10 protein-coding genes and 1 pseudogene are annotated in these 12,481 nt (G+C 42.7%); 2 read left to right on the forward strand and 9 right to left on the reverse strand.

The window, feature by feature from the left end; translation table 11 throughout:
• Window positions 1-271 precede the first annotated feature (271 nt).
• From NWP22_RS13110 to NWP22_RS13125, 4 genes are all read right to left on the reverse strand, one after another.
• Window positions 272-2,068, reverse strand: coding sequence for an N-acetylmuramoyl-L-alanine amidase (locus NWP22_RS13110; protein WP_271731230.1), 1,797 nt, complete (start codon window positions 2,066-2,068; stop codon window positions 272-274).
• Window positions 2,069-2,209: 141 nt separating this feature from the next.
• Window positions 2,210-2,461, reverse strand: coding sequence for a transposase (locus tag NWP22_RS13115; RefSeq protein ID WP_271731232.1), 252 nt, complete (start codon window positions 2,459-2,461; stop codon window positions 2,210-2,212).
• Window positions 2,462-2,658: 197 nt separating this feature from the next.
• Entirely contained in the window at window positions 2,659-2,928 is a 270-nt protein-coding gene (locus tag NWP22_RS13120; RefSeq protein WP_271731235.1) for a winged helix-turn-helix domain-containing protein, read from the reverse strand.
• A gap of 135 nt (window positions 2,929-3,063) precedes the next feature.
• A complete protein-coding gene (locus tag NWP22_RS13125) occupies window positions 3,064-4,875 on the reverse strand; it encodes an N-acetylmuramoyl-L-alanine amidase (protein WP_271731237.1) in 1,812 nt (603 codons plus the stop codon).
• Window positions 4,876-4,965: 90 nt separating this feature from the next.
• Here NWP22_RS13125 and NWP22_RS13130 point away from each other — a divergent pair, with 90 nt between their 5' ends.
• On the forward strand, window positions 4,966-6,603 hold the full coding sequence (locus tag NWP22_RS13130) for a CTP synthase (RefSeq protein ID WP_271731238.1): 1,638 nt from the start codon (window positions 4,966-4,968) through the stop codon (window positions 6,601-6,603).
• 122 nt (window positions 6,604-6,725) lie between these two features.
• Here NWP22_RS13130 and NWP22_RS13135 read toward each other — a convergent pair whose 3' ends face one another.
• The 3 genes from NWP22_RS13135 to NWP22_RS13145 form a co-directional block, all read right to left on the reverse strand.
• Complete coding sequence (locus tag NWP22_RS13135) at window positions 6,726-7,625, reverse strand: ROK family protein (RefSeq protein ID WP_271731239.1); 900 nt, start codon at window positions 7,623-7,625, stop codon at window positions 6,726-6,728.
• 31 nt (window positions 7,626-7,656) lie between these two features.
• Window positions 7,657-7,848 carry a hypothetical protein gene (locus NWP22_RS13140; RefSeq protein ID WP_271731240.1) on the reverse strand — a complete coding sequence of 64 codons (192 nt, stop codon included), beginning with the start codon at window positions 7,846-7,848 and terminating at the stop codon, window positions 7,657-7,659.
• An 83-nt stretch (window positions 7,849-7,931) separates the two neighbouring features.
• A complete protein-coding gene (locus NWP22_RS13145; protein WP_334310743.1) occupies window positions 7,932-9,305 on the reverse strand; it encodes an RNA-guided endonuclease InsQ/TnpB family protein in 1,374 nt (457 codons plus the stop codon).
• A gap of 29 nt (window positions 9,306-9,334) precedes the next feature.
• Here NWP22_RS13145 and tnpA point away from each other — a divergent pair.
• A pseudogene (gene tnpA, locus NWP22_RS13150) lies at window positions 9,335-9,565 on the forward strand (IS200/IS605 family transposase); the annotation flags it as partial.
• A 95-nt stretch (window positions 9,566-9,660) separates the two neighbouring features.
• Here the strand turns inward: tnpA and NWP22_RS13155 are convergent.
• Complete coding sequence (locus NWP22_RS13155) at window positions 9,661-10,557, reverse strand: ABC transporter permease (RefSeq protein ID WP_271731690.1); 897 nt, start codon at window positions 10,555-10,557, stop codon at window positions 9,661-9,663.
• Between the two features lie 159 nt (window positions 10,558-10,716).
• On the reverse strand, window positions 10,717-12,084 hold the full coding sequence (gene trxB, locus NWP22_RS13160) for a thioredoxin-disulfide reductase (RefSeq protein ID WP_271731689.1): 1,368 nt from the start codon (window positions 12,082-12,084) through the stop codon (window positions 10,717-10,719).
• Between the last annotated feature and the right edge of the window lie 397 nt (window positions 12,085-12,481).

Raw genomic sequence — 12,481 nt, forward strand, 5'->3', positions numbered from 1 at the left:
TAAAGCATATCAGTTTCGGGTTAGTTGCGATCGCTATACATTTTCTAATTTTATACTGTTTTGGGGGTTTATTTCACGCAGAGTAGCAGAGACTTGGAGAGTCTGCTTGACTTGAAATTACATTTACACTCGCTTGATTTTAAACCAACAAGCTAAATTACATACGTAAAATTACGTAATTATGAATAATCCAGATTTTTGGAATGATGAACCAACCTAAAATCCCAACTCCTCTTTCTCTCTGCGAATTTGCGCCTTTGCGTGATAAAAATCATTTCTTAAACCACTCCACAACACCCTCAGCCAAAACCCTCGCTAACCTCCTTTGTTCCTGAACATCCATCGCCAACTCAAAATCATCAGGGTTACTCATAAAACCCAACTCCAATAAAACCGATGGCGCAGAATGGGGACGTGTTAGCGCTAAATTATGCCAATACACCCCAAAAGAAGACCTACCCAAATTTTGCACTAACCGATTTTGCAGTAACACAGCTAAACTGTGCGCTTGGGGATGATACCAATAACTACTAACTCCCTTAGTATTTTCCGCATCACCATCATCAGCCAAAAATCGATAATGAAAAGTCAGTGCGATGTCTACGGCGGGCGAAGCCATCGCAGGTTCATTTTCCTCTATCATTTTCTGACGTTCCACCAAAGACAAATCCCGGTCATCTTCTCTAGCCATTACCACTGTTGCACCTCGTCGCCGCAATTCATCCCGCAAAAGTTTTGTCACTACCAAATTTAAATCTTTCGCTAAATAACCTGTTGGTCCTGCTGCGCCTAATTCTTCCCCACCATGTCCGGCGTTCAGCAGAATTTTTACCCCAGATAAAGGTTGTGTTTGTCTGCGGGGAAGAACCGGAGGATGACGCAAACTTAAAACTAAGCTTGTATCTCGGTATTGCAGGTTATATCCCCACTGTTGATTTGTTTTGAGGTTAAAAGTATATTGCACCTTGCCAGGAGCTATTTGCTGCCAATCTAGACGAGAAATTAAAGGGTTATCATCTAGGCGAATTGTGTCTGTTTGGGCAGTGGTGTTATGTAAAGTCAGGGTAAGAGTTTTATCCCCCTGTTTTACAGTGACAGGGACAGGAACTTGCAAAGGAAAGACTATTTCTGTTGTTTTCGGTAATTCCCGCGAAATTATACTGCGAATCATCGAGTGTGGTGGAATTGCACCTGGAATCATCCGAGTTTCTTGACTATGAATCCAAGCTCCATAGTCTAAACGCAACCAATCACCTTCTTTACCTGTAACAGATGCTCTCACACCTTGGGGTAAAGGCGTTAACCGTGAATCAGTGGTACTGGGGCCTGTCCGCGCCACACCAGCCTCAGCTATGATTTCTACTATTGGAAGTTTGGCTGGTAAAAGGGTTTGAATCTTACCAGAACTGACTTGAGTTGTTGTCTCGCTATTGAGAGTTAATTGATATTCTGGTTTTTTTCCATCTGGTAATATTCCTAATTTTGTACATCCCTGATATTTCCCTGGGATAATTTGAGTGATGGGTTGATTTTTACCATCTATATATATGGCTGAATTACTGGGTAGAGATATTTGTTTTAGTTGCGGTGATAGCTTAACAGTTTGCTCTCCCAATCTTACGCTTACATTAGCATTAGGAGAGGCGATGCCTACGGCGGGCGAAGCCATCGCACTAAAACAAATTTCTTCTCCTGGTAGTCGATAAATATCAACTTGGGGCGTAAGGGTATTTTCTCCAAAGGCTAATCCTTGGGGGATTTTAGGCTGATTATCAACTCTAGTTACCTGTATTTGCAGTTGTTGATTGTCGTAAGTCACAGTAAACCGATTTTCTCCCACCTCCAAGGGAAAGCTAGGGGCGAAATGTCCAGATTTACTGCGCTTAATGGGTTGATTATTAATTAAAACTTGTCCTGTTGGTGGTGCGGTTCCCAGAAGAAATATTTTATCTGTATTAGTTTGGTGATTTGCTGGCGGATAAACTATTTTCAGCGTGTTTTCTTGCGCCCAAGCTAGGCTGGGAGTTGTGAAGGAACCAAGAATGATTAATCCTAAAAGCGATCGCATGATTAAAATGTTTTGGTGGGTTATATCAATTTACATTGAAGCTGCATAAAAAAGAGCTTCGAGAATAAAATCATAAGAAGTCAAGGAAATAACACGTTCCGATGTGATTTGACTGAGAAGTTCGTTGAGGCGAGCGCGAAGTTAATCAAGTGTGTTGAAAACTTGTCCTTTGATTTGAGATTTGAGAAACAACCAAAATCTTTCAATGGGGTTAAGTTGTGGACAATGGGCTGGTTGACACAGGGGAATAATATTTTCAGGCCACTTCAATTGAGAGGTAAAATGTGCTGCGGCTTGGTCAATTTTAAGGAGTGCAATATCTTCTGCGAGTTGAGATGAAAGCGCATCTAAAAATTGTTGAAAATGTTCTCCACAAAGCTTTGGATATTCCAAGCAAAAATGCTATCCACTCAATGGTTCAACAACACCATACAGCCAAAAACTTTCTCGCTTCCATGAAACTCTCACGAATGGTTGAACACCAGGACTAGTCAGAACACGTCTAGGTCGGGTTTTTAATCCCAATCGGGTCTCATCTTGACATAGATAACGTAACCGTTTGCCTTGACCAAATAGTTTTTGCCAAATTATCACTGCTTGTGCAATGTTTTTTTAAATGTCTCTATTGCTTGTGGGTCTTGCTTGACACTGCATCGTCTTGGTACTTTCAGCTTGCAACCGAGCTTGTATCGCACTAGGTAATGTACCATTCGGTAACTTACATCTAATCCATAATTGTCATTGAGCCAACTCACAATTTCTCCGTAACTCGCAAAACCAGCGGACGAATTTAATTGAGTTTTGAGCGATTCGAGTACCTCACCTTTGATTTTTGGCTCTTGTCCGGGTGGTTTTTTCATTTTCAGTAACCCAGCTAATCCAAGAGTCGGTATTTCTGTAACCACCTTGTTATCGTTGAAGGGTCACGTGCTAGTCTTTGTAAATTGATATTACAACGGTACAAACCTTTTCAAGAAAATATAATTGATCGCCGTCTAACCCACCCTACTTTTAAACCACTCTACAATTCCCTGAGCTAAGGCTTTTGATAATTTTTTCTGTTCCTGAGAATTTGTCAACCATTCAAACTCTTGGGGGTTAATCATAAAACCTAATTCCAATAACACTGATGGCGCAGCATGGGGACGTGTCAGGGCCAGATTATTCCAGAACACACCATAGGAGGGTCTGTTCAGCTTTTTGACTAAATAATTGTGCAGGAATACAGCTAGGCTGTGGCCTTGGGGATGATACCAAAAAGTGCCGATTCCCTTGGTGTTTTCAGCGTCACCACTATCGGGTAAGGCATTGTAATGTATGGAAAGGGCGATCGCCGGTTCTTCTCGATGTATCATAGCCATGCGATCGCCCAGAGAAACTTCAATATCACTATCCCTAGTCATTACAACAGTAGCCCCTAATTTTACCAACTCATCCCGTAATAATTGGGAGACGACTAAATTAACTTCTTTTTCTGTATATCCAGTTGGACCCACAGCACCGGATTCTTTGCCACCATGTCCGGGATCGAGTAGAATCTTGATATCAGATAGGGGTTTTCGTCTTTTCCGTCCCCTTGTTGGCGGATGACGCAAAGCTAAAATCAGGGTTGTATTGTCGTATCTGAGCTTATACCCCCACAGTTGACTTTTTTTCAGGTTAAAGGCGTATTTCACCTGTTCTGGAGCTACCTGCTGCCAATCTAGACGAGAAATTAAAGGGTCATCATCCAAACGGATTATGTCTGTTTGGGCGGTAGTATTGTAAAGTGTGATAGTGAAATGATCATCGCTGTGTTGCACGCTCACGGGTACAGGAACTTGTAGAGGGAAAACTATCTCTGTCGTACCAGGAATCCGGCGATATCCGACACTGCGAATCGTTGTGCGTGGCGGAATTGCACCTGGTAAAACACGAGTCTCCCTGCTATGAATCCAACCACCATAGTCTAGGCGTAACCATTCACCTTCACGGCCTGTAATTGATGCTTGTGTACCTTTGGGGAGGGGGGTGAGTCGGGAATAATCTGTACCTGGTCCTGTCCGCGCTACCCCTGCATCTACTACTACCTCGGCAACTTCTAAGTTTGCAGGTGAGACAATTTGAATATTGCCAGTTCCTGGTTGAGTTATCGTCTCGCCGTTGAGTGTTAGTTGAAATTCTGGTTTCCCCAAATCTACGCTTTTCCCATCAGCAATCATGTTATTACCATCAATTGGGGTTAGGGAAACAGCTTGTTGAAACGTAGTGCAACCCTCATACCTTACCGGGATCGACTCAGCATAAGGCTGGTTGTTTCCTGTAAGTGCTGCTAAATTACTTGGTAGTCTTATCTGCTGAGGTTGGGGTACAAGAGCAATAGTTTGATTTGCCAGATTGACAGATACACTGGCGTTAGGGGGTGCAATGGCGCTAAAACAAATTAATTCTCCCGGTAGTTTGGCAATGTCAGCTACAGGAATCAGAGAATCTTTGGCAAAGGCTAATCCTTGAGGTAACTCGGCTACCGTCGCCAGCCTTGTAACTTTAATTTCTAGTTGCTGATTTTGGTGACTGACAGTAAAGAGATTTTCTCCTAACTGCAAAGGGAAACTGGGCGCAAAATGCCCGGCTTGACTGCGGTTAATTGCCTTACCATTGATGAGAACCTTTCCATCTGGTGGCGCAGTCCCAATGAAAAAGATTTTTTCGGAGTTTGTTTGGTGGTTGTTTGGGGGATAAACAACTAATAGTGATGGTCTGGCCAATGCGACTACAGAGGAGGTAACGATAAACCCTAATATTACTAAACCTAGAAGTTTTTTCACGACAACAGCACAAAATATTTCACCACAGCAAATGTGGCACAATGACGGGATGTTTTTTGAGAAGTTGCTAAAAATTCTAACTACTAACTTATGACTAAGTTTATCTTTGTAACTGGAGGTGTAGTTTCCAGTATTGGTAAGGGCATTGTAGCAGCAAGTCTGGGCCGTTTACTCAAATCGCGAGATTATTCGGTGTCGATTTTGAAACTGGACCCTTATATTAATATTGACCCAGGTACTATGAGTCCTTTTCAGCATGGGGAAGTTTTTGTTACCGAAGATGGTGCGGAAACAGATTTAGACTTGGGACATTATGAACGCTTTACTGATACTTCTATGTCGCGGCTAAACAGTGTTACCACTGGTTTAATTTACCAAGCAGTAATTAATAAAGAGCGGAGGGGAGACTATAATGGCGGGACTGTACAGGTTATCCCCCATATCACCAATGAAATTAAAGAGCGGATTCTGACTGTGGCTGAGGCTACAAATCCATCTGTATTAATTACGGAAATAGGTGGGACTGTCGGTGATATTGAATCACTGCCATTTTTGGAAGCTATTCGCCAGTTACGCAAGGAAGTGGGACGGCAAAATGTGTTGTATATGCACGTTACCCTGGTACCGTGGATACCTTCGGCCGGGGAAATGAAAACCAAGCCCACACAGCATTCTGTCAAGGAATTAAGATCAATTGGCATTCAACCAGATATTTTAGTCTGTCGCTGCGATCGCCCCTTACCTGTGGGATTAAAACGCAAGTTGTCGGAATTTTGCGATGTTCCAGAGGAATGCGTCATTACTGCCCAAGACGCTGGGAGTATTTATGAAGTACCGCTAATTGTAGAACAGGAGGGATTAGCAGAACAAGTATTAGCGTTGTTGCAAATGGAACAACGCCCACCAAATTTGGTCCATTGGCAAACAATGGTAGAACGCTTATACAGTCCTCAGTACAGTGTGGAAATTGCCATTGTAGGAAAATATGTACAGTTAAGTGATGCGTATCTGTCCGTAGTAGAAGCACTGCGTCATGCAGCTATTGCTACATATGGTGATTTGCGCTTGCGATGGGTGAACTCGGAAGATTTAGAAACCCAATCGCCGGAAACTCATTTAGCAGGTGTGGATGGTATTCTAGTCCCGGGTGGTTTTGGTATCCGCGGGGTGGATGGTAAAATTGCAGCTATTCAATACGCTCGCGATCGCCAAATACCCTTTTTAGGTTTATGCTTAGGAATGCAGTGTTCCGTAATTGAGTGGGCGAGAAACGTACAAGGATTAACGGGTGCAAACAGTGCGGAATTTGACCCCAAAACCAAGTATCCAGTCATCAACTTGTTACCAGAACAGCAGGATGTAGTTGACTTGGGCGGTACGATGCGACTGGGACTCTATCCTTGTCATTTGCTCCCTAATACTCTAGCTGCTAATCTTTATCAACAAGAAGTAGTTGACGAGCGCCACCGGCATCGGTATGAGTTTAATAATAGTTATCGTCAGATGTTGTTAGAATCTGGGTATGTGATCAGTGGAACTTCCCCCGATGGACGCTTGGTAGAAATTGTGGAATTTCCCCAACATCCCTTCTTTTTAGCCTGTCAATTTCATCCCGAGTTTCATTCGCGTCCTAGCACTCCTCACCCTTTATTCCAAGGATTTATGGAAGCCGCTATTAACAGAACTCATCCTGTATCCAACTTACCAACACCTGTACAGGTTTCTTGAGTATATTCTCAAAGTCTTGTTGAGACACCAGACAAGTTTCAACGTCAATAAATACAACGATGAGGAAATAGATACCCGACTTCTTCGAGAAGTCGGGTATTTGCTCATTCACCGCAGTAATTCTAATTCCCCTTCCCAAGAAGTAATGATGCCAACTTTGCAGCGCCCACCATGCCCGCATAATTCCCTAATTCTGCCGGTAAAATTTCTAACCCTGCGCGACTCGTAGCCATGACTCGCTGCTCAATTTCTGCCTTCAGTGCGGGGTAAAAAAACTCAAAGCTAGCACTAACTCCACCACCAATAATAACTGCTTGGGGAGTTAAAACGTAAATTAAACTAGTTAGACCAATACCCAAACACATACCATATTCTTGCCAGAAAGTCAAGGCAAATTTATCTCCCGCCGCAGCCAGCGCGCCTAATTCCCATGCTTCCTGTCCAGTGCGGCGACGAATTGCCGTAGCTGAAGCATACTGTTCTAAAGAACCGGAATTACCACTCTTACACACAGGCCCATCGGGGTTTAAGGTAATCAAACCCAGTTCCCCAGCAGCGCCTTCATGTCCTACAAACAGTTTGCCATTGAAAATAATCGCACCACCAACCCCAGTTCCCAAGGTCAATAAAATTAGATTGTCAAAGTGGCGACCAGCGCCCAACCAAGCTTCTGCCAAACCGGCACAGTTGGCATCATTAGCAATAACCGTAGGTTTACCTGTTTTGGCTTCTAACCAGTCCGCTAAAGGTACATTTAGCCATCCCGGTAGGTTGATGGCAATTTGGGCAATGCGTCCACTTTTATCAGCTGGACCGGGAGTACCCACACCAATGGCAATAGCTTGATTATATGGGTCAACTTGAGCGATCGCATCTATAATTACAGCTACAACGGCTTTTGGTGTCGATGGTTGGGGAGTGGCTACAGTCAAAGATTTTAAGCAAGTACCATCCGGGTTGAACCGTCCCAGCTTAATGGCTGTCCCCCCCACATCAATACCAATTAATTGTGAATTAACCACCTGAAAAAATATTATTTAGCTTTTTTGGGTTTTATTGAACAAAAAATCCTGGGTTTGGTGTTTTCTGTGCGTCCATAGGTGAACTACTAACCATGACTGAATGAAAACTCCTTGGTTCGTCGTACCAAGCTGTCATCGGTGTACCCCGCAATAAGCCGGACAGGGCGACGGATAGCATAAACCCACCAGTAGCAGCCGCAATTAAAGAAATATTATCTTTCACTCTAACCTCTTGGTAATAACTTCAACAATATTTAGTTGACTTCTCCCCTGGATGGAATCACAGGGGATTCTAAACTGATGTTGCTACGCAGGACCAAGCCATGCTACGCAACGTTTACGATATGATTTATTTAACCTTTTAAACAAGTCATATCGTTGTGGCACAGTCAAAGATGCCCTACCCACCTCGACTAAGGATAAACCTAGCTGTGTGGCTACTTTTCTTAAAATATTTGCTGCTGCTTGGGCATCTGCCGAGGTGAAAAATCCTTTGGCAGATTGATATAATCCACGTTTTACTCTTTTACCTGACGGGTTCCATCCTGCGGGTTTTTCACCATGCTTGTAGAGGTTATCGTCATCTAAGTAAGACGCTTTTGATGTGTACGCTTCCTCCGTTATGGTAACAATAATTCCATATTCGCTAGCCAACTCTTTTAATCTTTGAATGAGTCTACCTGTGGGAATTGGGACAAAGTTTTGATTGTTTGTTTTACCTAAGCTAGCATTAATTTTTTGCCCTTCATTCCAACCAATAACTATATTTCCTATCTGGTCATTCAGGCATCGGTTGACAATAAACCTAGCTGCTTTGTTGATAGCATCTCGCATTTGGTTATTACGTTGGCGTTGAATACGGTCAAGGTTGGTATCCCAATAAAAATTAGGCTTACCCTGCTTGTATTTGGCGACTAAACGACAATAACCTTGATTCATTGATTTGAGTTTTCTGCCATCAATAATCAGGCTTTTACTCAGTGTAGAAACTCCAGTTAACCAATTCGTACCCCCATGGTCAAGTCCCCATGCTTGAGAATAATCAAGATGTGGGTTGTTTTTTATTGATTCTTTTCCATCATCAATCACCCAGTTAATCCAGAACTCACCACAATAAGGACGGACTGTGACTTCCTTTACCCAGTCAGAATCAATAAAATCAGGTAAAGGTAGTTTGATGTCTGTAATTAACTCTGGTTTAGTTTCTTTACTAATTGAGGGTTTGAAATAACCATTTTTAAAAGTGAGTGCTTGACGAGGAAATGTTACTGCTGCGAAACCTCCTTTCTTGCGATACTTAGGTAATGAAGGTCTAATTACATCCCCGTTGTAGTAAGCCTTAACTAATCCGTTGTAACTGGCTATTGATTCACCAACTAGCTTTAAGGTTTGTTGTGCTGCTTGGGCGGCCAACCCTTTGTAATGTGGATTTTCTTTGAGGACTTTATCTAATTCAGGATAAGTGGTTTGACAATGATAAGTTTTCCACCCACTACGTAATTCATCACCACACCAGTAAGTTGTCAAAGCATTATCCATGCTTTCTAATCTTGCGTAATGACTTTGGCGAGTATGGTAAATCGCACAATTTATTAAGCTATTTGAGTGCTGACATTGGTCAACCCAAAAAGCTTTTTCTTCATCTGTGAATCTAGCTCTAATTGGAATTGTTCTGTACAAGTTTTACTCACCTCCTGTTTATGAGTATAATTGAAGTTCAACCAGACCAGGTTCATTTTTTTATTAATGCACCGACCCATGAATCACCGGCAGATATAGCTAGGTGGGTTAAGGGTAGGGCATCAAATTACTTAAGGAAAGAATTTCCACAATTAAAAAAACTACCTTCTTTGTGGACACCAACTTACTTTGTTGCGACAACTGGACAAGTTAGCACTGAGGTACTTAAAAATTACATTGAAAACCAGCGTGGTAAATGAGGAAACACACAGGATAAATCCCCTTGAGTCGCGCGCGTTTCATCCCCTCGCTAAAGCGTAGGGGATGAAACGCTCCCACTATATTCTCATAGTAACTATTTCCGCATTCTATTTTCTCGCCGTAATCGAGGATTGACAAATTCATTTAAACCCTCACCTAGTAGTGATAACCCTACTACCATTAATGTCATGGCTAAACCGGGGAAGAGAGTAGTCCACCAAATTCCCGTGGGTAGGGCTTCTAAGGCTTGTCTTAAGTCATGTCCCCATTCTGGAACTTCTTCGGGAAGTCCTAGTCCCAAAAAGCCTAAACCGCCTAATACTAAAATGGCATCGGCGGCGTTGAGAGTAAATAATACGGGTACACTTTGAATGACGTTAAAAAATAGATAGCGCCATAGTACAACCAAAGTGGAAGCACCCATGGCTTGAGCCGCTTCAATAAATACCTCTTTCTTAACGCTTACAGTGTGGTTACGTACTACGCGATAATATTGGGGAATGTAGGCAATACTAATGGCGATCGCCGCATTGAAAATTCCCCGCCCTACGACAAAAGCCAGTGTCACAGACAGTAGTAGCCCCGGCAATGTGTAAATACTATCCATGAGGAACAGCAACATCCGATCTAACTTACCCCCCAGATAGCCACTCACCATCCCCAATGGCACACCAATAATCATACTAATTGCTGTAGCTAATATCACTACTTGCAGCGCAGCTTGGGCACCAAATAATGTACGAGAAAATACATCATGTCCCAAGCGACTCGTACCAAACCAATATTTAGCTGATGGTGGTTCTTGGATGGGGTTAGAAAGGAACTCTCTGGGGTTTTGTAACCATCCCCAAGCCTGTAACAGGGGGGCAAAAAATGCTAAAAACAGGAACAATAGGGTAATGGCGATGCCAATGACCATTAATTTCTGGGACAGGTGGGAATTTTGGGCGAAACGGATAAATTTCGGTAACTGAGGTTTATTTATGGCCATGAGGGAGCGCATGCATCCAGTAAGATATAACAAACGCTCCTCTTAGCTGAGAGCTAAGAGGAGCAGGTTCTTTGAGAGTAGAGGCTTTGAAACCCCTGTGCGATCAAAGTTTTTCCGCTTCCCTATACTTTTAGAAGCGAGTCCGGGTGAAGTTTTTCTCTAAAGATAACTCGAAATCATTTGACGATAATCGCTTTTTTGCTTCACACCTTTGACTTCTTTCAATAATTCTTGATGTTTAAACAACTGAATCGTGGGTGTACCAGTTATCCCAGCATTCTCCGCAATCTGAGGGTCTTTGTCAATGTCAATTTCCACAAAGTGAATTTTGCCTGTGAATTCATCCACGACTTTATTTAATATCGGCTTGAGAGTATGACAAGGACCACAACCAGGGGATACATATTTCACCACCAGCAAGCGATCGCTTTCATGGAATAATTTCCTTAAGGCATAACCCCCTTCATGGCGTGTCGCCTGTAAATTAAATCCAGCCTCCTCTTGGGCTTCAGTTTTATTGGTGGTTTGGGGTTCCAATTCATTCTCTACTGTAGCTGATTGATGAAATTCTGTAATTAAATTCCGTGATGATAACCAGCGTTCTGCCAACATGGCCGCCATACAGCCAGTACCCGCCGCGGTAATTGCTTGACGAAACTCGTGGTCTTGCACATCCCCGGCTGCAAATACACCTTCTACACTGGTTTCTACAGAACCATTTTTAGTCACAATATAACCCACATCGTCTAATTCTAGCTGTCCTTTAAATAAGGCTGTATTGGGACTATGACCAATGGCGTAAAACAAACCTTTGGCGTGGATTTCCCTTTCTTCCCCAGTTTGATTATTACGTACTTTTACCCCGGACATCTGACCATCGCCGAAGATGTCCACAGCTTCAGTGTGCCAATGTACTTCGATTTTTGGGCTACTTAAAACCCTGTCTTGCATGGCTTTAGATGCTCGCATTTTATCAGAACGCACCAGTAGATTTACCTTAGAACCGTATTTAGTCAGGTAAATAGACTCCTCCGCAGCCGAGTCACCAGCACCAATGACAGCTAATTCTGCACCGCGGAAAATTGGTGTTGCACCATCGCAAATTGCACAAGCAGATATCCCCCGACTCCAGAACTGATGTTCACTAGGTAAACCTAGACGCTTGGCTGTAGCACCAGTGGCTATAACTATACTATGGGTTTTTAGTTCCCTTTCCTGCGATCGCACTATAAAAGGACGTTGGCTCAAATCCACAGATATTACATCCTCAGTATATAACTGTGCCCCCCACCGTTCAGCTTGCGCCTTCATTTGATCCATTAGTTCCGGTCCGGTAATACCTTGGGGAAACCCCGGAAAATTTTCTACTTCCGTTGTTGTCATCAATTGACCCCCGGGTAAACCCCCCATTTCAAAACCTTCAAATACTACCGGTTTTAAATTTGCTCTTCCTGCATATATGGCCGCTGTGTATCCTGCTGGGCCAGAACCAATAATTACCAAATTTTCTACAGTCGGGTTAGTCATAGGGGTTAAATAAACTCATAACGACTCCGTTTAATATACCATAATTAGTCAAGGAATGGGGATAAAAGAAAACATATAACGTCACCTGAGAAAGAAGACCAGAGGAAATTTTTGCATGGGGGTGATATGAAAGTCCAGGAATATCGAACACTTGTATAGTATAATAAAAACACAGTACCCATGGGAGCTAAAAATATTGGCGTTTTCAGCATTTCCCAAAAAATGAGCTAGTCCTAAGCTGACTATTTTATAAACAAAACTATACTTATGTTGACAAGCATTGATATAAGTGAGTTAAGAAAATCGCCCACTTGATATATAATCCTACGATATCAAGTATTGAATTAAGACTATTGCCAACGCGAAAACCAAGCAATGATAGCGGTAGTCTTTCTTG

Origin of the sequence: Anabaenopsis tanganyikae CS-531 (assembly GCF_029891675.1) — a bacterium.
Classification (GTDB): Bacteria; Cyanobacteriota; Cyanobacteriia; order Cyanobacteriales; family Nostocaceae; genus Anabaenopsis; species Anabaenopsis arnoldii.